Origin of the sequence: Pseudomonas putida (assembly GCF_050990305.1) — a bacterium.
In the GTDB taxonomy this organism is placed as follows: domain Bacteria; phylum Pseudomonadota; class Gammaproteobacteria; order Pseudomonadales; family Pseudomonadaceae; genus Aquipseudomonas; species Aquipseudomonas putida_AH.
The window spans coordinates 3,980,065-4,000,214 of the sequence record NZ_CP158817.1; the positions used below are offsets into that span (position 1 = coordinate 3,980,065).

Genomic DNA, 20,150 nt, shown 5'->3' on the forward strand with positions numbered 1-20,150 from the left:
GGGCACGGCCCGCGTGTGCGGCGCCGTGCCCTTGCCACAACCGTCCCAACGAGGTTTACCTTATGCCCGAATTCAAAGCTCCGCTGCGCGACATGCGCTTTGTGCTGCACGAAGTGTTCGATGCCCCGGCCATGTGGGCGCGCCTGCCAGCCCTGGCCGACAGCATTGATATCGATACGGCGGACGCCATTCTTGAGGAGGCGGCGAAAGTCACCTCGCACCTTATTGCCCCCCTCAATCGCAGCGGCGACGAAGAAGGCGCGCAATGGCATGAGGGGCGAGTCACCACCCCCATCGGGTTCAAACAGGCTTACGCAACCTACATCGAAGGCGGTTGGGTGGGACTGTCCGGCAACGCCAGGTTCGGTGGCATGGGTATGCCAAAAATGCTGGCCGTGCAGTTCGAAGAGATGCTCTATGGCGCCAACTCAAGTTTTGCGCTGTATTCAGCATTGAGTTCCGGTGCCTGCCTGGCGCTGGATGCCCACGCCAGCGACACCCTGAAAAACCTCTATCTGCCCCCGATGTATGAAGGCCGCTGGGCCGGTTCCATGTGCCTGACCGAGGCCCATGCCGGCACCGACCTTGGGCTCATCCGCACCCGCGCCGAACCTCAGGCGGATGGCAGCTACAAGATTACCGGCAGCAAGATTTTCATCACCGGGGGCGATCAGGACCTGACCGAGAACATCGTTCATCTGGTGCTGGCCAAACTGCCGAATGCGCCTGCTGGTCCGAAAGGCATTTCGCTGTTTGTCGTACCTAAAGTGTTGGTCAATGCCGACAGTTCCCTAGGCGCTGCCAACGCCGTGAGTTGCGGTTCGATCGAGCACAAAATGGGCATCAAGGCCTCGGCCACCTGCGTGATGAACTTCGACGGCGCCAGTGGCTGGCTGGTCGGAGAGGAAAACAAAGGCTTGGCGGCGATGTTCACCATGATGAATTACGAACGCCTGTCCATCGGTATTCAGGGCATCGGCTGCGCCGAGGCGTCCTACCAAAGTGCCGTCGCCTACGCTCGCGAACGCATTCAAAGCCGGGCACCCACCGGTGCCGTGTTCCCGGACAAACCGGCCGACCCGATCATTGTTCACCCGGATGTGCGGCGCATGCTGCTTGGCATGAAAGCCATGACAGAGGGCGGCCGTGCGTTCGCCAGTTATGTCGGGCAACAACTGGACCTGGCGAAGTTTTCAGACGATGCCAGCGAGCGCAATAACGCGCAGGTCCTGGTTGCGCTGCTGACGCCAGTGGCCAAGGCGTTTTTTACCGACATCGGCCTGGAAAGCTGCATCAACGGCCAGCAGGTTTTCGGCGGCCATGGCTACATCCGCGAATGGGGCCAGGAACAATTGGTCCGCGATGTGCGCATTGCACAGATCTACGAAGGCACCAATGGTATCCAGGCATTGGACCTGCTCGGACGCAAAGTGCTGGCCGATAAAGGCGTAGCGCTTCGCCAGTTCACTCGCGAGATTCGCCGTTTCGCGACTCAACCCGATGCACCCTATGCCACACAGCTGCTCGATGCCGTGCAGCGCCTGGAGGGCATCAGCGACTGGCTACAGGACAAGGCCGCAACCAACCGCAATGAAGTCGGTGCTGCCTCAGTGGAGTATTTGCACTTGTTCGGTTACGTCGCCTACGCCTGGCTGTGGGCGCGCATGGCTCAGGTTGCCCGGCAAAAACGCAGCGAAGACGAAGATTTTTACGACGCGAAAATCGCCACCGCCGACTTTTACATCCACCGCTTGCTGCCACGCATTTTTAGCCTGGAACAAACCATTCGGGCCGGCAGTGCCTCGCTGTATGGCCTGCGCGCAGAACAGTTCTGACGATTAAGCCGACGCCACGTCAAACAACTCCTCTCTTTCGGCGTTGGCGTTTTTTTATCCAATAACCCTCGCCCCACCGGCGAGGGCTGCTTCACACCTGCACTGCCCCATGGACATCGCGCTCCAGTCGGCCGGTGGCAGACCCATGATTCCAAAAATAAAAACAAAGGAGCTTTAACATGGACCGCAACACCCGCACTCTCGCTACCCGAATCCTGCTCACTGGTGGTGTCATCAGCCTTTCAGCCCCGGCTGCTGCTGACTTCATCAAGGACAGCAAGGCCAGCCTTGAACTGCGCAATTTCTACTTTAATCGTGACTTTCGCCAAACCAATGCCGCGCAATCCATGCAAGAGGAATGGGCACAGGGTTTCCTGCTGCGCTATGAATCGGGATACACCGAAGGTTTGATTGGCGTGGGTTTCGATGCTCTCGGCCTGGAGGGCATCAAGCTTGATTCCAGCCCCGATCGCGCGGGTTCCGGCCTGCTCAAACGCCATGGCAACCCTCGTGATGGTTCCCAGGACGAATATGGCGAACTGGGCCTTACCGCTAAACTGCGCGCCTCCAAAAGTGCGCTGAAACTCGGCACGCTGATGCCTAAACTGCCAACGATACTGGCCAACGATTCACGGCTACTGCCACAAACGTTCGAGGGCGGTCAGCTGACGTCGCTGGAAATTGAAGGCATGACGGTGGATGCCGGGCGACTGACACAGGTCAATCAGCGTGACTCTTCGGATTACGAGGACATGGGCATCACCCGAACTGGCGCCAAAGGCATCACCACGCAAAATGCCACCAGCGACAGGTTTGATTTCGCCAGCCTGAATTACAAATGGACCGGCAATCTCGCTACAGCCTACAGCTATGGGCATCTCGACAACTTCTATAGCCAACACCTGGTCAACCTGACCTACGTGTTGCCAGTCGCCACGGGCCAGTCGCTGAAGACGGATCTGCGCTTTGCCCGTTCAAGGGACGATGGCGGCAGCAATGTGGACAACAACGCGTTCGGTGCGATGTTCACCTATAACCTCGGCGGACATGCGTTGGGCCTTGGCTACCAGAGCATGAGTGGTGACACCGGTTATGCATACGTAAACGGCGCCGACGCGTTCCTGGTGAACTTCGTGCAGATCGGCGACTTCGCCAGCAAAGACGAAAAGTCCTGGCAGGCTCGCTACGACTACAACTTCGCGGCCATCGGTGTGCCTGGCCTGACCTTCATGACCCGCTACATAAACGGCGACAACATTGATCTGGGCAGTAACCGTCCTGAGGGTAAGGAATGGGAGCGCGATACCGACATCGGTTACGTTGTACAAAGCGGCCCACTGAAAAACGTCGGAGTGAAGTGGCGTAACGCGACAGTGCGCTCGACCAATTTTGGCAGCGACCTGGATGAAAATCGTTTGATCGTCAGCTACACCTTGGCGATCTGGTAGGAGTACACATTGTTTATAGCTAAAGGCTGCCTTGAGTAGCTTTTAGCTTTGTGATGGATCATCTGGAGGGTGGGATCGCCATGCGTTGTTGGGGATTTCCAACAGCGTGATGCTGGCGCAGATCACGGCGAATCGGGTGTTGGATCAGGTCGTTCCACGCTGAAAAATCTGAACCCGAACCTGTAGGAGCGAGCATGCTCGCGAAGAACGTTTGAGCAACACGGTCATCCAGACAGACAGCGTTATCGTTGACGTCCATCGCGAGCATGCTCGCTCCTACAGAGGTCCGCATTAAACCTGTGGGAACGGAATTGCTCGCGAAGAACGTTTGAGCAACACGGTCATTCAGACAGACCGCGTTATCGTTGACGTCCATCGCGAGCATGCTCGCTCCTACAGAGGTCCGTGTTAAACCTGTGGGAGCGGGCTTGCTCGCGAAGAACGTATGAGCAACACGGTCATCCAGACAGCCCGCGTTATCGTTGACGTCCATCGCGAGCATGCTCGCTCCTACAGAGGTCCGCATTAAACCTGTGGGAACGGAATTGCTCGTGAAGAACGTTTGAGCAACACGGTCATTCAGACAGACCGCGTTATCGTTGACGTCCATCGCGAGCATGCTCGCTCCTACAGAGGTCCGTGTTAAACCTGTGGGAGCGGGCTTGCTCGCGAAGAACGTATGAGCAACACAGTCATCCAGACAGCCCGCGTTATCGTTGACGTCCATCGCGAGCATGCTCGCTCCTACAGAGGTCCGTGTTAAACCTGTGGGAGCGGGCTTGCTCGCGAAGAGTGTTTGAGCAACGCGGTCATTCAGACAGCCCGCGTTATCGTTGACGTCCATCGCGAGCGTGCTCGCTCCTACAAGGGGGACGGCCGACAGTTTTAAATGGCGACTTCGGTGGTGTTGCGCTGCACCCTGCCCCGCCGGCGTTCAAACCACAGGTAGACCACGGGCGTGGTGTAGAGCGTCAGGATCTGCGACACCGCCAGGCCGCCGACAATCGCAATGCCCAAGGGTTGGCGCAACTCGGAGCCGGCACCGTGCCCGAATGCCAGCGGCACGGCACCGAGCAAGGCTGCCAGGGAAGTCATCAGGATCGGTCGCAAACGCAACAGGCACCCTTCGCGAACCGCCTCCCGGGGCGACAGGCCCCGCTGTTGGGCCTGCAAGGTGAAGTCGACGATCATGATCGCGTTTTTCTTGACGATGCCGATCAACAGAATGATGCCGATCATCCCCAATACCGACAGGTCCTGACCGCAGAGCATCAACGCCAGCAGCGCGCCGAAACCGGCCGACGGCAAGGTCGAAATGATCGTCAACGGGTGAATCGCGTTTTCGTACAGCACCCCCAGCACGATATAGACGGTGAGGATCGCCGCCAGAATCAACCAGGGTTGCGATTTCAACGAATCCTGGAACGCCTGGGCGGTGCCCTGGAAACTGCCGATCACGGTGTCGGGCATCGCAACCGCCAAAGACGCCTGATTGATCGCAGTCACCGCTTCACTCAAGGCGTGCCCTGGTGCGAGGTCGAACGACAGGGTAATCGCCGGGAATACGCCCTGGTGGTTGATGATGATCGGCACCTGTTCGGTCTTGACGCTGGCCAGCAGGTTCAACGGCACCAGAGTGCCGGAACTGGCGCGGACAAACAGGTGTTCAAGGGTGACAGTCGACGTTTGCCAACTCGGATCGAGCTCCAGAATCACGTGGTTCTGGTCCAGCTGGGTGAACATCGTCGCGATCTGCCGTTGGCCAAAGGCGTCGTACAACACATCGTCGATGGCCTGCACCGTCACCCCCAGGCGCGCCGCCGTGGGTCGGTCGATCACCAGGGTCGATTGGGCGATGGCCTGCTGCTGGTCGGAGGTGACGTGCTGCAATTGCGGCAAGGTCTTAAGTTTTTCCAGCAGCACCCCGCTCCAATGGTCAAGTTCGGCACTATCCGGGTCTTGCAGGGTGTACTGGTATTGGGTCTTGCTGGCCCGCCCGCCAATCTGGATGTCCTGGTTGGCCTGCATGAACACTTTGACCCCGGACAATTTATCGAGCGCCGGTTGTAGGCGGCGGATTACCTCGGCGGCACTGGCGGTGCGCTCGTCGAACGGCTTGAGGTTGATCATCACCTTGCCCTGACTGACGGTCGGGTTAGGACCAATCCAGAAGTACACCCGCGCCACCGCCGGATCCTGTCCGATCACTTCGGCAGCCTTGTTGACTTGTACGCGCATCGCCTGAGGCGATATGTCCGCCGCCGCTTCGGCCACGCCCTGAATCAAGCCGTTGTCCTGTTGCGGGAAGAAGCCCTTGGGAATGCCGACGTACAACACCGCCGTCGCCGCCAGCGTGGCGATGGCCACGGCCAGGGTGATGCGCTGGTGGTCAAGCACCCAATCCAGGCTGCGCCGATAACCGTTGTGCAGGCCATCGAACACACGCTCGCAGGCCCGGGCAAAGCGCCCTTCCTCCTGGTCGGCATGGGGTTTGAGCAGCCAGGCGCAGAGCATCGGGGTGATGGTCAGGGACACGATCCCGGACATGATGATCGCCACACTGACCGTCACCGCAAACTCGCGCATCAAGCGCCCGACAATCCCGGACATCAGCAGGATCGGCAGGAACACCGCGATCAGCGACACGGTCATCGAGATGATGGTGAACGCCACTTCGCGCAGGCCGTCGACCGCCGATTGCAGGCGTGATTTGCCCATTTCCAGGTGCCGGACGATGTTCTCCATCACCACGATGGCATCGTCCACCACAAACCCGACGGCAATCGCCAGGCCCATGATCGACAGGTTATCGAGGCTGTAGCCCAGCAGGTACATCACGCCGAACGTTGCCACCAGCGACAGCGGAATGGTCAGGCTGGGAATCAGTGTCGCCGTGGCTTTGCGCAGGAACACAAAGATCACCACGACCACCAGGGCAATCGACAACAGCAAGGTGAACTGCATGTCATTGACCGAGGCCTCGATGGTCTGGGTCCGGTCGCCCACCACCTGCACCTGTACGTCGCGCGGCAGCGAGGCGGTCAGTTCAGGCAATTTCGCCTTGATCGTGGCGATGGTCGACAGCAGGTTGAAACCCGGCTGTTTGTGGATGTCGACGATCACCGTGGGCTCGGCCCCCAATTGCGCCGCTTGCTGGGTGTCTTCGGCACCGTCGATCACCCGGCCCAGGTCACCGAGCTTGATCGGCATGCCGTTCTTGTAGGCAATGACCTGGTCGCGGTAATGCTGCGGGTCGAGCAGTTGATCCGTGGCACCGAGGGTGATCGAACGGCTCTGGCCATCGAGGGTGCCCTTGGGTTGATCCAGGGTACTGACGCCGATCACGCTGCGCACATCCTCCAGGGTCAGGCCGCGAGCGGCCAGCGCATCGGGATCGATCTGCACCCGTACCGCAGGTTTCTGTTCGCCGTGAAAATCCACCAGGCCGACACCGGGCATTTGCGACAAGCGTTGGGCAATGTAGTTGTCGGCGTAGCGATCGAGTTCCGGCAACGTTCGCACCGGGGACGTCACCGCCAGCGACATCACCGTACCTTCGGCCGGGTTGACCTTGTTGAAGGTCGGCGCGCTGGACATGGTCTTCGGCAGGTTCGGCGTGGCGGTGTTGATCGCCGTTTGCACGTCCTGCGCAGCACCATCGATGTCCCGCGACAGGTCGAATTGCAGCACCACCTGGGTTTTGCCCGCCGCGCTCGAGGAGGTCATCGAGGTCACTTGCGGCACGGCGGCAAACGCACGCTCCAGCGGAGTCGCCACTGACGATGCCATGGTTTCGGCGCTGGCCCCGGAGAGTTTGGCAGTGACCTGGATGGTCGGAAAATCCACGGTTGGCAGCGGTGCCACCGGCAGTTGAAAGTAGGCAAACGCGCCCAACAGCATGACCCCAAGGGCCAGCAGGCTCAGCCCCACGCGCCGTTGAATCAGTCCGGCCAGCGCATTCATTGGACAGCCTCCGCCAGATCGGACGCGGTGTCGGTCTTCACCGGCATGACCTTCAGACCCGGCGCGATCCGAGACTGGCCCTGCACCACCACCTTCTCCCCCGCCGCCAAGCCTTGGCGAATCCATTGCTTGCCATCCACGACGGTACCGGCATCGACCAGACGCGGTTGAACCCGCTGATCGGCATCCACCACGTAGACGAAATTACCCTGACGCCCCAGTTGCACGGCATCGGCCGGCACCACGGCCACGTCCTTGCGGGTTTGCACCAGCAGCCGCGCGCTGACCAGTTCACCCGGCCAGAGTTTGGCATCGGCATTGTCGAACTGTGCCTTGAGCTGGATCTGGCCACTGGCGGCGGTCACCTGGCTGTCGATGAAACTCAACTGGCCACGGGCGATTTCCTGTTGGCCATCGCGGGTCATCGCCACCACCTGCAACGCGCCTTTGGCGTTCTCTTGGAGAATTTGCGCCAGTTCGTCCTGGGACACGGCGAACGCGACTGAAATCGGATTCATCTGGGTAATGGTCACCAAACCGGTGGCTTCGGCGCCATGGGCAATCGAACCGACATCCAGCAGACGCTGGCCGGTGCGGCCGGTCAACGGGGCCTTGACCTGGGTGAACTCCAGTTGCAGGCGCGCCGCGTCCAGTGCCGCAAGATCGGCCTGCAACGTGGCTTGCTGCGCGGCCAGTTGCGCGCGATACGTGTCGACGTCCTGGGTAGGCCCGGCCTTGGCGGCGGCCAGTTTGCTGGCGCGATCAAGGTTGACCTTCAGGTTGGCCAACTGCGCTTGATCCTTGGCGACCAAGGCTTGGGCCTGAGCGACCTGGGCTTGATACACCCGTGGGTCAATCACCGCCAGCAGGCTGCCGGCGGTGACGGTCTGGCCTTCATTGAACAGGACTTTTTGCAGCTCGCCGTCGACCCGCACCCGCACATTGACGCTGTTGAGCGCCTGCACATTGCCAATGGCGCTGATCCAGATCGGCAAGTCTTGGCGGCTGACCTGGCTCATCTGCACCGGCACCGCACCGCTTGCGGGCACTACCGGCGCGGCATGGGCTTGCCTCACCCATTGGAAACCGCCGATGGCAGCCGCCAGCGATAGCACCACCAGCCCTCCGAAAACAACGCGACGACGTGGGTTCAAGGCATTCATGGGTGAGCCACCTGAGCAGAAGAATTGGATGCGAGGGCGTCGGTCGAGAAATCCCCGCCCAGGGCGCGGAACAGGCCGACGGCGGCCTGCAAGTGCTGGAGGCGAACCTGCAACAGCGTGTCTTCGGCCTGGTATTGGGTGCGTTCGACGATCAGCAGGGTCTGGAAATCGGTGGAGCCGAGGCGGTAGCGCACCTGCGCCAGACGCGCCGCCTCACGGGCCGAGTCCACGGCGGATTGGTTCAGTGCGTAGCTCTTGTCCAGCTCGCGGGCGGCGCTGAGCTGGGTTTCCACGTCCTGCAAACCTTCGATAATCGACTCGCGATAGCTTGAGGCGAGTTCCTGCACATGGGCTTGGTCGAAATGCAGTTGGCCGTTGAGCTGACCACCGGCGAACAACGGCTGACTGATCGTGCCAATGGCGCTCCAGATCTGCCCGCCGGCCAGCGTGTCGATGCCGCCCAGCAGGTCGAGCGACAGGTTCGGCAGAAACGCGGCGCGGGCGACGCCGATATCAAAGTTGGCAGACTTCAGGCGTGCCTCGGCCGCCTGTATGTCGGGACGCTGGCGCAGCAGGCCAATCGGCAGGCCGGTGGTCGGCTGCGGCACTTGCAGAGCGTTCAAGCCGTCGCCCTGCACGGTAAACCCTTCCGGTGGGGTGCCGACCAGTACGGCCAACTGGTACAACGCCAGGTCCCGCTGTTGACGCAGTGGCGGCATCGCCGCTTCAAAGGTCTGCATGGCATTGCGCTGCTGTTCGACTTCGAGGTTCGACACCGCGCCCTGGCTGGCCTGGACCTGCACCAGATCCAGCACCTGCCGCGCATCGTCGGCAATCGATTGCGCCAGGCGCAGCCGATCCGACAGCGACAGCACTTCGAAGTAACGATCAGCAATGCTCGCGCCAAGGCTCATGCGCAGGGTTTGCGCATCAAACACTGTGGCATTGGCCAAGGCATCGGCGGAATCTGCCGCCGCACGCTGCTTGCCCCAAAAGTCGACCTCGTAGGTCGCTTCGGCAAAAACGCTGCGTTTCTCCGTGGTGCCGTAGTTGTTCTGCCGCTGGTAATTACCGCCCAGGTTCAACGCCGGGTATTGCCCCGCACCGGCCACCTGCGCCGAGGCGCGGGCCTCATCGATACGGCTGACCGCCGCTTTGAGGGTGTAGTTGGAGGCCAGGCCACGGGCGATCAGTTGATCCAGTTCGGCGCTGTGAAACTCGCGCCACCACTGGCCGCCCTGGGCCGCGGGGCTGTCGGTCGCGCCATTGAACTGCTGCGCCAGGGGCAACTCGGGCTGCTGATAGGTCGGCACCATCGAACAGCCGCCCAGCATCAGCACACCGAGCAGCGTCAACGAAACGCATGAAAAACACGCACCGCGCCTGCTGCGCGCCGCCAAGGTTGAAACCGACATGGGCAAGCTATCCCCCGCTAAAGCCTCTGTGGAGCGATCCACGAATGCAGCGAAGATAGCGAGAGGTGCCTGCCAGAGCGTTCGTCGGCAGATAAACTTTTGTTTAACCCTGCTCCGGCGACACCTCGAAGCTGTAGCCGGCGCCAGGCACGGTGCGGATCAGCGAGTGGTCGAAACCTTCATCGAGTTTGCGCCGCAAACGATGGATGTGTTTGTCGATGACGTTGTCGTTGGGGTCGAAGTCGTAGTCCCAGGCGCTGTCGAGCAGCATGTCGCGGGTCACCACCTGACCGCTGTGGCGCATGAGCTTTTCCAGCAACAGCGCTTCGCGATGCTGCAAGGCAATCACCCGACCCTGGCGCACGGCGGTGCGTGTGGCGCAATCGAGTTGCAACTCGCCCACCTGCAGTTGGCGCGCTGCGCCGGCGACCGGATCGCGCCCGCGCAACAAGGCATCGAGCCGTGCCAGCACTTCGGCGAACGCATAGGGCTTGGCCAGGTAGTCATCGCAACCGGCCTGCAGACCTTCGACTTTGTCGAGGGTGGACGCCTGCGCGCTGAGCATCAGGATCGGCACCCGCAATTGCTGCTTTCGCACAGCCTTGATCAGGCCGATACCGTCGAGGCCGGGCAAACGACGGTCGACGATCAGCACGTCATGGATTTGCTCCAGGGCCATGCCCAGACCACTGTTGCCATCGCTGGCGATATCGACGATGTGCCCGCTTTCACTCAACCCGCGCAGCAGGTAGGCGGCTGTCTGGGCATCGTCTTCAACCACAAGAATGCGCACGGCGGCTTCTCCACAAATCAAACCTAAACTTTTGTTTAACTGGCGGGAACGTGGCGCCGCCGCCAGCTTTGTCACACTATGCCACCTCTGCCCGATCAAGTGAGCGGTCCAATAGCCATGACCCATGTTCTGGTCGTCGAAGACGACTTGCCTACCTGCCGCGAAATCGAAGCCGCCCTGTGCGATCACGGCTTCACCGTGAGCTGCGTCCACAACGGTCGCGAAGGACTGCTCAAGGCCTTGAGCGAACCGTTCGACCTGATCGTCCTGGACCGCATGTTGCCCGGTGGTCTCGACGGGCTCGGCGTGCTCACCGCCTTGCGCGCCGCGAGCGTCAGCACCCCGGTGTTGATCCTCAGTGCCTTGAGCGCGCTGGATGAACGGGTTCGCGGCCTGCGCGCGGGCGGTGATGACTACCTGACCAAACCCTTCGAATTCATCGAGCTGACTGCACGCCTGGATGCCTTGAACCGGCGCCGCGCCGAACCGGTCGCCGAAGCTCGGGAAACGCGTTTGCGCGTCGGCAATCTGGACGTCGATCTGCTGAGCCGCACGGTACGACGGGGTGACCGGGTCATTGAGCTGGTGCCCCGCGAGTACGCGTTGCTCGAGCACCTGATGCGCCATGCCGGGCAAGTGGTCACGCGCACCATGCTGTTCGAAGCGGTGTGGAACTACGCCTACGACGAGCGCACCAACGTGATTGAAGTCCACATGGGCCGCTTGCGGCGTAAGATCGACGGCGAAGATGAACCGTCGATGATCCATACCATTCGTGGAGCCGGTTATGTCCTCCGTTCGCCTGAGTGAGATCCCGCGCACCATCAGTTTTCGCACCGGCCTGCTGTTTCTCGGGCTGTTCGGCTGTTCGTTCCTGGCGCTGTTCGGCTACGTCTATTGGCAAACGGCGTTCTACCTGAAAACCGAAGCCGACACTGCGCTGTATCGCCAAGTGGAAAACCGCAGTGCGCAGGACCCCGAGTTGCAACTTCGGGAGATCCGCAATCACGCCGTGCAGGATGTCGAAGCGCGCCTGCCCCACAGCCTGTTCGATGCGCAAGGCCAGTTCATTGCCGGGGCCATCCAGCAACTGCCGCCCTTCTCTGCCTACGACAAGCCTCAGGAGTTCGACTGGCGCAAGGCCAACGGACACCAGCGCCCGATCCGCTTCATCGTCCATCAACTGGCCGATGGCAAGACCTTGCTGGTCGCTCAGGATATCCACGACATCCGCGAATTCGACGAACTGCTGATCAAGGCGCTGGTGTCCGGTGGCGTGCTGTTGCTGGTGGTCGGCCTGTTTGGCGCGGTGGTGTTGGGCTATTCGGCGCACCGACGGCTGGACAAGGTCAGCCGCTCGATCAAGGGCATCATCGAAGGCGACTTGACCGGCAGACTGCCGATCCAGGGCACCAACGACGACATCGACCGACTGGCCTCGGTGGTCAACGGCATGCTCGATGAACTGGAGCGTTTGATGAGCGAGGTCAAGGGTGTGTGCGACGACATCGCCCACGACCTGCGCACCCCGCTGACCCGCCTGATCGCCGGCCTTGAGCGCACCCAGCGGCGCGGCCTGGATGAAGCGCAATACGCCGCCAGCATCGATGCAGCGCTCAACGAAGCGAAAGCCCTGCTACTGACGTTCAAGGCCTTGCTGCGTATCTCGGAAATCGAAAACAGCGCGCGCCGAAGTCACTTCGCGACGCTGGACCTGAACCTGATCAGCGCCGATGCAGCCGAACTGTATGAACCCCTGGCCGAAGAACGCGGCATCAGCCTCACCCTCAACGAAAGCCCGTCGCCCGCGATCATCGCAGGCGATGCACAACTGTTGTTTGATGCGATCTGCAACTTGCTGGACAACGCCATCAAGTTTTCTCCCGACCATAGCCACGTGAACCTGTCGGTGATTGCTGATCAAGGCACCGTCGGGATTCGCGTCACGGACAACGGACCGGGCATTGCCCAAGGTGAGCGCGAAGCCGTGTTGCGCCGGCTGTACCGCGGCGAATCGAGCCGGCACACACCGGGCAATGGCCTGGGGTTGAGCATGGTCTCCGCTGTTGCGCGCTTGCACGATCTGAAATTGACTGTCGGTGACGCGACGCCTGGCTGTCGCATCGATCTGCTGGGTAAAGCAGCAGTGGCCGGCACATCCAACATCAATGGTGGCTGACACACCGCCTTCGCGAGCAAGCCCGCTCCCACAGTTGATCAGGGTTGTAGGCAAATCCCGTGTGCGACAGAGATCCCTGTAGGAGCGGGCTTGCCCGCGAAGAGGCCGGCACATCCAACATCAACGGTGACTGACGCTGCGCCTTCGCGAGCAGGCTCGCTCCCACAGTTGATCAAGGTTGTACGCAAATCCCGTGCGCGACAGCGATCCCTGTGGGAGCGAGCCTGCTCGCGAAGAGGCCGGCACATCGAACTTCATGGTGACTGACGCACCGCCATCGCGGGCAAGCCCGCTCCTACTGTGAACAGCATTACCCCGCCGCCAACCTGTCGAAAAATTCATTTTCCGGCGAACAGGGTGAAAGGCCGTGAGCATCAAGATGAGTCCAAGCCAACCAACACCGTGTTGGCCCAACTCAATACTGGAGAATACTCATGAACAGCCTTAAAGCCCTTTTGATCGTGACCTTGATGACTGCCTCTGTCGCCGCAATGGCAGAAGGTGGTGGCGATACCGTGGTAGCCAAAATGGAAGCCGCCAGGGCAACCGCCATGGCCTCCAATCAACACTCAGGCTCTGCCACGACGACCGCCACGGCCAGCAATCAGAACGCCGCTTCCAACGACGTTTCACGCTCGAATTGAGGGGGCTTTTACCCCGTCAACCTTGAGAAATCTTGCGCGGTATCGGTTAAATCATCGAGGCACAACAGGTTATGAATCGTCCAACTCCAACGACAGCCAACTACAGCATTGCGTTGGTTAACTACAAAACACTTGAGCTGACCAAAACCTGTCTCACGCTTCTACAGACGGCGCTGCGCGGGACAGGCGTGCCGGTGATTGTGGTGGATAACCACTCCGACGATGCGAGCAGCCAGTACTTGCGCTCACTGGACTGGATTGAACTGATCGAACGCAAACACACAGGCCCTGAAGCGGGAAACATTGCCCATGGCCGGGCGCTGGATCTCGCTTTGGCGAGGGTTGAAACCGACTATCTGTTTCTGTTGCACACCGATACCTTCATTTACGATCCTGCAGTCTTCGCCATGATGCTCGACCAATGCGCAGCGCGGCGCGAAGTGGCCGCCGTCGGCTGCCTGGAGCAACTGGACCGGGGCTTCGTTCGCTCGGCCTGGCGCCTGGCCTCACGTTTTTGCAAGCACTACACCCGACGGAGTCTGTTGGCGCTAGGCTTTCATGCAAGAGCACCCAAGCCTTATCGAGAAAAGCACCTGAAGAGCTTTTGCACGCTGTGGAATGTGGCGCTCTTCAAGCAATACGATTTTCACTTTCAAATGGATGGACGAAATCCAGGTTATGAACTGCAGGATCGAATGACGGCCCTGGGCTACTCGGTGCGTTCTATTTCACCGCGCAAATTGTTCCGTTACCTGGATCACATTCAAAGCGGCACCGTATCGGCAATGGGCGGTTATGCGCGCAATCACCGCCGGGTCCGGATGTACGAGCAGATTACCCAAGGGACACCCCTGAGAGCCTGGTGAATTGATCACCGCATGCGCCGAACCCATATCCGACAAAGAGCGATCACCACCAACGGCTTCGATCATTTGAGATCATCGCAGCCAATGGCCAGAGAATTCCGGACAACCGCACAAACGCTTCATATCCAGCGATAATGGATGCCATACGACGAAGGAAGAACGAGCGATTGAACATCGATACTCGAATCAAATTCCGTCACCTGGTGTGTTTTCTCGAGGTGGCGCGCCAAGGTAGCCTGGCCCGTGCTTGCGACAATTTGGCAATCAGCCAACCGGCGCTTTCCAAGACGCTGAAGGAGCTGGAGCTGCTGCTCGAAGCCACCCTGTTTGAACGGGGTAAAAAGGGTTCGACGCTGACCCAGGCCGGCGAGGCCTTTTTGCGCTATGCCGCACCGAGCGTGCAATCGCTGCGCGAAGGGGTCAATAGTTTGCGCTCCGGCGTACATGAGCCCATCACCGTGCAAGTGGGCGTGCTGTCCACCGTCGAAAGTCTGTTGGTTCCGGAGGTTATCTGCCGCTTGCACGCCCGACACCCCGCGTTGGTGGTCAGCGTCATGACCGGGCCCAGCGCCTATCTGCTGTCGCGCCTACGGCTCGGTGAGCTCGACCTGGTGGTCGGCAGGATGACCGATAGCCCGTTGATTCAGGGGTTGGCGTTCGAGCACCTCTACAGCGAGTCCATGACCCTGGTCGTGCGTAACGGCCATCCGGCACTCACAGACTCACCTGGGCTTAAACACCTGGAAGACTATCCGTTGGTGTTGCCGTCCGCGGGGACGACGATCCGCAAATTCGCCGACAGCCTGTTTGTGCAGCATGGGATAACACCGTCCCGTCAGCGCCTGGAGACCCTGTCGATAGCCCTGAGCCGGCGCTATGTGCAATGCAGTCAGGCCATCTGGGTCGCCCCACTCGACGCCGTCAGGCAGGACTTGCGCCAAGGTGAGTTGGTAGAGCTCGACCTGGAAATGCGTGAGCCGGGCGGTTCCGTGGGGTTCTGCTCAAATCCGGCGTTGCCGCTGGCACAGGCGGCGCAATGGTGCGTGGAGACATTGCGCGAGGTGGGCCAGGAGTATCGGGAAGGAAAACATCCATAACCATTTGGACATGGATAAGGTCGATTTTTTCATTTTCGGGTTGGCCCGTTTAAGAGGACAGTAGGTGACGAGTCGCTGCCAAGGCAGTGCCCGCCTCTGTCCAACCATAACAACAGGAAAAACGACATGTCTGATGCGCACGACAGCCGCTTCGTCATTCGTGACCGTAATTGGCATCCCAAAGCCCTGACCCCTGACTACAAGACCTCGATCCTCAGATCGCCGCGTCAGGCGCTGGTGAGCATCCCGCAATCGCTCTCGGAAACCAGTGGCCCGGACTTTTCCCACCTGAAGATGGGGCGGCACGATAACGATCTGCTGTTGAATTTCAATCACGGCGGCCTGCCCGTCGGCGAGCGCATCATCGTCGCCGGCCGCGTCTGCGATCAGTACGGTAAACCGATTCCCCACACCCTGGTGGAAATGTGGCAGGCCAATGCCGGTGGTCGTTACCGTCATAAAAAAGACAGCTACCTGGCCCCCCTCGACCCGAATTTCGGCGGTGTTGGCCGTGCACTGACGGACCGCGATGGCAACTACAGTTTCCGCACCGTCAAGCCTGGCCCCTACCCTTGGCGCAACGGTCCCAACGATTGGCGACCCGCGCATATCCATGTCTCCATCAGTGGCCCGTCCATTGCCACGCGCCTGATTACCCAGCTGTATTTCGAAGGTGACCCGCTGATCCCGATGTGCCCGATCGTCAAGTCGATTGCCAACCCGGAGGCGGTGCAGAGCTTGATCGCGAAGCTTGATATGAGCATGGCCAATCCCATGGATTGCCTGGCTTATCGTTTTGATATCGTCCTGCGCGGCCAGCGCAAGACCCACTTCGAAAACTGCTGAGGAGGCCTGCGTATGCCCGTTCAACTGCTGCCTGAAACCCCGTCGCAAACGGCCGGCCCCTATGTGCACATCGGCCTGGCGCTGGAAGCCGCCGGTAACCCGCCGCGTGAGCAGGAAATCTGGAATGAAATGGCCAAACCCGGCGCGCCAGGCGAGCACATTGTATTGCTGGGCCATGTTTACGACGGCAATGGACACTTGATCCGTGACGCGTTTCTGGAGCTCTGGCAGGCCAATCACAATGGCGATTACGACACCGGCTATGACCTGGAAAAACCGTTCAACTGTTTTGGCCGTACCGCCACCACAGACGTCGGTGAATGGACGATCAACACCGTGAAACCCGGCATCGTGAAAAACGCTGCAGGCGTTCCCATGGCTCCCCACGTCAACGTGGCGCTGTTTGCCCGTGGCATCAACATTCACCTCCAAACCCGACTGTATTTCGACGACGAAGCGCAGATCAATGCACTGGACCCCGTGTTGAACCTGATCGAACAACCCCATCGTCGCGAATCCCTGGTCGCCCGACGCTGCACGGTGGATGGCAAGCTGGCCTATCGCTTCGATATTCACGTTCAAGGCGAAGCAGAAACCGTGTTTTTCGACTTCTGATGCCCCAGTCAGGGTGTTGAGGCGCAAGCGCCCGGCACCCTGGCGCTCTCCGCTGTTAACGTCCGATGCGTCGGGCGAAACTACGGTTGATAGGCCTACTGTGGAGGGCATCTTGCTCGGCTACAGCGACCAAAGTGCGCTCACCCGTGCCTTTCAGCGCTGGCATGGGCTGAGCCCCAGGGAATGGCGCAAGCAAAAAAGATCGCAGCCTGCGGCAGCTCCTACATTTGGAATGCGTTCCCTGTAGGAGCTGCCGAAGGCTGCGATCTTTTGATCTTCTATTGCGACAATTCAATCCGATCCAACGCCCGGTTCACTGCCAACTCACCCAACATGATGACCTGCGCGATACCCAGTAGCGTGTTACGACTCGTCCCCTCCGTCCTGTCCGCCAGATCCAGGGTCATGACATTGGCTGAGGCCAGCGACTCGCAGGCATGGGCCAGCAGGGCTTGGGTACCGAGGTTGACGATGAAGGTGATATTGAGTTTGCCGAGGTGGCGTTGATGTCGGCGGCTGCCTGATCAAGACCCCGCTGCATCTGCCGCAGCCGCCGTCATGTGCGAAGTGAAACAGGCCAGCACCTGCGTTGCCATTTGCTGCCTCCCAACCGGAAACACCTTCTGAGTCCTGACCTGAAATGAAAAATGCCCGTATCGCGCGATACGGGCATTTTTGGGGATGGCAAATAAAGAGCAAGATCAAAAGATCGCAGCCTGCGGCAGCTCCTACAGAGGAATACGGTTCCCTGTAGGAGCTGCCGCAGGCTGCGATCTTTTGGGGCCGGCACAGCCCCCAAGGTTAAACGCCGTCGAACAAAACTCCACGGCGTTTCGGTTCAGCGGCCCAGTTGGCAGGCGGCACCCAGCAGCGCTGCGGTCATCGCGCTCAATAAGGTAGTGCTCAGGGTCGTACGCCTCCGTTGGAGTCGCACCCCGCAGTTTGAACCCCTGAGCAAAAAGAGTGACCGTAGCTGACCGACGGCTTTGCTCATTGATGCGGCAGGCTCTCCATGGAATCGCAGGGCAGGTTTTTTCACGGTGTAAAAGATAACGACTATCGTCTATGGGCGATCACTCGACACGCGCCACCAGGAGAGCACATGCAAGGAATCCATCTCACGTACTTGTCGGTCATTGTGGTTGTCGCTCAGGTCGGTATTGCCCAAGCCGACGACTCCGCAGAACTGGCCAAAGCGGCGCTCAATCCTGTGGCCGCCATGTACAGCCTGCCCGTGCAGTACAACTGGGATCAGAAGATGGGGCCCACCGGTGAGGGCATGCACAGCGTGACGAATATCCAGCCGGTGCTGCCGTTCACGTTGAATGAAGACTGGAACCTGATTTCACGCACCATCCTGCCTGTCATCGACCAACACGGACTGGCACCCAATGGCGTTGCTGACAAGTCGGGTGTGGGGGATATCACGCAAAGCTTTTTCTTTTCCCCGCGCCGGCCTACCGAGAGTGGCTGGATCCTTGGCGCCGGCCCTGCTCTGTTGATTCCAACCGGCAGTAACGAGTTATTGAGCAACGAACAATGGGGCGCCGGCCCGACCGCCGTGGCACTCAAGCAATCAAATGGCTGGACCCGCGGCATACTCGCCAACCATATCTGGGGTTTGGACGGCAGCCCGCCGGACGACAAGGAAAAGGTCAATCAGACATTCCTGCAACCCTTCCTTTCCTACACCACCACGGCGCTGACCACTTATGGCATCAACACCGAATCAACCTATGACTGGCAATCGCGCGAATGGTCGGTGCCCATCAACCTGACAGTCACCCAACTATTGAGAATCAGCGGGCATCCCCTGACGATCCAGGCGGGCCCCAGATACTGGATTGACAGCCCCGAGGATGGGCCGCAAGGCTGGGGGTTTCGTGCAGCGGTGACGTTTTTGTTTCCTCGTTGACCGATCGTAAATACAGCGCCCGCGAAAGCATCATTGCGAGCGCATTTTTCGGTCGACTACAGCCCCGGCCGGCAGGTCGCAATAAAAAGCGGCCAGTCACAATGGGCCGCCGTGAGTCCAGGACTTTATCGGGGATGTCTATCTGAGCCGGGACAGTCAAACCCTCACTGGACGAAATCCAGCGAAGCCTGGCCAATATCAACCAACTCGCTGATCTTCACTGCCGGATAACCAGACGGCGATATGGCCAGCAGCGGCGCCCAGCGCTCAGCTTCTGAATAGCGGCCGTGCTTGTTGCCGAAGCCCCCGTGATCACTGACAAAAATGACCAGGCGCTGAGGCATTGCCCCCTGGGCGGAGGGTGACGCAAATGCCTTCTCCCAGAGACGACGAATGCGAGCGTCTGTTTCTTGCACGGCGCCAGCGTAGCCCGGATCAGAGGGGTCGAAAGCACTGGCATGGCCCGCTTCGTCTACAGCATCGAGATGAATGAAAGCCAGATCGGGCTGGCAGGTACGCCAGGTGGTCAATACTTCCTGCTCAACCGCTGTATCGTTCTTACGCAAAAAAGCCGCATGGTTTAGCGCCGGAAAACCCCGCAAACGCCCCTCGATCAAGTTGTACAACGGCTTCCAGGAGGTAATGAGAATGCTGCGACTAGCGGCCTTGCGGGTTTGAAGACGCTCAAACACGGTTTGGCTTTTGATGGGACCCGGGCTGTCGTTATCAACAATGCCATGTGCGCTTGCCCAACTCGCGGTGAGCACACTGACCCAGCCAGGCGCGGAATAAGTCTGTTGCGTGCGACCATTGCTGACATCGACCCTCCCCCAAGCCAACCCCTTGGACTCAGCCAACTGGGACAGGAAGGGGGTCAGTGCCGGACTGACCGCATCGGTACGCAGGCCGTCGATGCCGATGATGACCACCTGTCGAGCAGGCGCTTTGGGCGCCGCATTACACTGCCCTACCTCGTCGCTACGTGAACAGCCAAGCAGGCTAATCACGCATAACGTTAGCAGCAGCTTGAGCCCCGAGGACAGAGTGAAATTTCGAGTGTTGAAAACCAATACTGAATATCTCCAATGAAATCCGGTAAACCCCAAGTCAGAGTCGTCGCCTGCGCCATGGGAAATGGACAATACGACACTAGACCGCGCTGTGGTGTTTAACCAATCCAGGGTTATGCAGTTTGGGGGGAAGTGTTCCGTACGCAGCACCTGGGCTATCCGGGGAGTCAGTATAGAAACACAGACTGCAAGTACCTCTCTGTTTGCTGATTGCCTCCATACAACCCACTTTCATTGCTGAGGCTGGCGAACACCTGCAATGGATGAATGCCTTTCAAAACGAATCGCAAATAACCCGAAG

Annotated in this window: 15 protein-coding genes and 2 pseudogenes; 11 read left to right on the plus strand and 6 right to left on the minus strand. The window is 59.8% G+C overall.

Going from position 1 to position 20,150, the window contains the following annotated elements:
• Nucleotides 1-62: 62 nt before the first annotated feature.
• From ABTV22_RS17910 to ABTV22_RS17920, 3 genes and pseudogenes are all read left to right on the plus strand, one after another.
• Nucleotides 63-1,835 carry an acyl-CoA dehydrogenase C-terminal domain-containing protein gene (locus ABTV22_RS17910; protein ID WP_433735833.1) on the plus strand — a complete coding sequence of 591 codons (1,773 nt, stop codon included), beginning with the start codon at nt 63-65 and terminating at the stop codon, nt 1,833-1,835.
• Between the two features lie 179 nt (nt 1,836-2,014).
• Nucleotides 2,015-3,283 carry an OprD family porin gene (locus tag ABTV22_RS17915; protein WP_433735834.1) on the plus strand — a complete coding sequence of 423 codons (1,269 nt, stop codon included), beginning with the start codon at nt 2,015-2,017 and terminating at the stop codon, nt 3,281-3,283.
• Between the two features lie 50 nt (nt 3,284-3,333).
• A pseudogene (locus ABTV22_RS17920) lies at nt 3,334-3,446 on the plus strand (DUF6124 family protein); the annotation flags it as partial.
• A 722-nt stretch (nt 3,447-4,168) separates the two neighbouring features.
• Here the strand turns inward: ABTV22_RS17920 and ABTV22_RS17925 are convergent.
• The 4 genes from ABTV22_RS17925 to ABTV22_RS17940 all read right to left on the minus strand — a co-directional run bounded on the left by ABTV22_RS17925 (nt 4,169) and on the right by ABTV22_RS17940 (nt 10,617).
• Nucleotides 4,169-7,246, minus strand: coding sequence for an efflux RND transporter permease subunit (locus tag ABTV22_RS17925; protein WP_433735835.1), 3,078 nt, complete (start codon nt 7,244-7,246; stop codon nt 4,169-4,171).
• Nucleotides 7,243-8,409: an efflux RND transporter periplasmic adaptor subunit gene (locus tag ABTV22_RS17930; protein WP_433735836.1), complete on the minus strand. Its 1,167-nt coding sequence runs from the start codon at nt 8,407-8,409 to the stop codon at nt 7,243-7,245. Before ABTV22_RS17930 ends, ABTV22_RS17925 begins: the two co-directional genes overlap by 4 nt.
• Complete coding sequence (locus ABTV22_RS17935; protein WP_433735837.1) at nt 8,406-9,824, minus strand: efflux transporter outer membrane subunit; 1,419 nt, start codon at nt 9,822-9,824, stop codon at nt 8,406-8,408. The genes ABTV22_RS17930 and ABTV22_RS17935 overlap by 4 nt, the downstream gene beginning before the upstream one ends.
• 103 nt (nt 9,825-9,927) lie before the next feature.
• The gene (locus ABTV22_RS17940) at nt 9,928-10,617 is read right to left on the minus strand and encodes a response regulator transcription factor (RefSeq protein WP_433735838.1); all 690 of its coding nucleotides are present in this window, start codon (nt 10,615-10,617) and stop codon (nt 9,928-9,930) included.
• 117 nt (nt 10,618-10,734) lie between these two features.
• Here ABTV22_RS17940 and ABTV22_RS17945 point away from each other — a divergent pair, with 117 nt between their 5' ends.
• The 7 genes from ABTV22_RS17945 to pcaG all read left to right on the plus strand — a co-directional run bounded on the left by ABTV22_RS17945 (nt 10,735) and on the right by pcaG (nt 16,864).
• A complete protein-coding gene (locus tag ABTV22_RS17945; protein ID WP_433735839.1) occupies nt 10,735-11,427 on the plus strand; it encodes a response regulator transcription factor in 693 nt (230 codons plus the stop codon).
• Entirely contained in the window at nt 11,405-12,796 is a 1,392-nt protein-coding gene (locus ABTV22_RS17950) for an ATP-binding protein (protein WP_433735840.1), read from the plus strand. The genes ABTV22_RS17945 and ABTV22_RS17950 overlap by 23 nt, the downstream gene beginning before the upstream one ends.
• 434 nt (nt 12,797-13,230) lie before the next feature.
• Complete coding sequence (locus ABTV22_RS17955; protein WP_433735841.1) at nt 13,231-13,440, plus strand: co-regulatory protein PtrA N-terminal domain-containing protein; 210 nt, start codon at nt 13,231-13,233, stop codon at nt 13,438-13,440.
• A 71-nt stretch (nt 13,441-13,511) separates the two neighbouring features.
• Entirely contained in the window at nt 13,512-14,306 is a 795-nt protein-coding gene (locus tag ABTV22_RS17960; protein WP_433735842.1) for a glycosyltransferase, read from the plus strand.
• Between the two features lie 167 nt (nt 14,307-14,473).
• The gene (gene pcaQ / locus ABTV22_RS17965) at nt 14,474-15,403 is read left to right on the plus strand and encodes a pca operon transcription factor PcaQ (protein ID WP_433735843.1); all 930 of its coding nucleotides are present in this window, start codon (nt 14,474-14,476) and stop codon (nt 15,401-15,403) included.
• Nucleotides 15,404-15,529: 126 nt separating this feature from the next.
• Nucleotides 15,530-16,249, plus strand: coding sequence for a protocatechuate 3,4-dioxygenase subunit beta (pcaH, locus tag ABTV22_RS17970; RefSeq protein ID WP_433735844.1), 720 nt, complete (start codon nt 15,530-15,532; stop codon nt 16,247-16,249).
• A gap of 12 nt (nt 16,250-16,261) precedes the next feature.
• Nucleotides 16,262-16,864: a protocatechuate 3,4-dioxygenase subunit alpha gene (gene pcaG, locus ABTV22_RS17975; RefSeq protein ID WP_433735845.1), complete on the plus strand. Its 603-nt coding sequence runs from the start codon at nt 16,262-16,264 to the stop codon at nt 16,862-16,864.
• Between the two features lie 278 nt (nt 16,865-17,142).
• On the opposite strand, the pseudogene ABTV22_RS17980 reads toward pcaG, so the two are convergent.
• Nucleotides 17,143-17,405: pseudogene (locus tag ABTV22_RS17980) on the minus strand (DUF6124 family protein).
• Nucleotides 17,406-17,966: 561 nt separating this feature from the next.
• Here ABTV22_RS17980 and ABTV22_RS17985 point away from each other — a divergent pair.
• The gene (locus ABTV22_RS17985) at nt 17,967-18,779 is read left to right on the plus strand and encodes a transporter (RefSeq protein WP_433741436.1); all 813 of its coding nucleotides are present in this window, start codon (nt 17,967-17,969) and stop codon (nt 18,777-18,779) included.
• 164 nt (nt 18,780-18,943) lie between these two features.
• On the opposite strand, the gene ABTV22_RS17990 is transcribed toward ABTV22_RS17985, so the two are convergent.
• Nucleotides 18,944-19,921, minus strand: a complete 978-nt coding sequence (locus ABTV22_RS17990) for an alkaline phosphatase family protein (protein ID WP_433735846.1) — start codon at nt 19,919-19,921, stop codon at nt 18,944-18,946.
• Between the last annotated feature and the right edge of the window lie 229 nt (nt 19,922-20,150).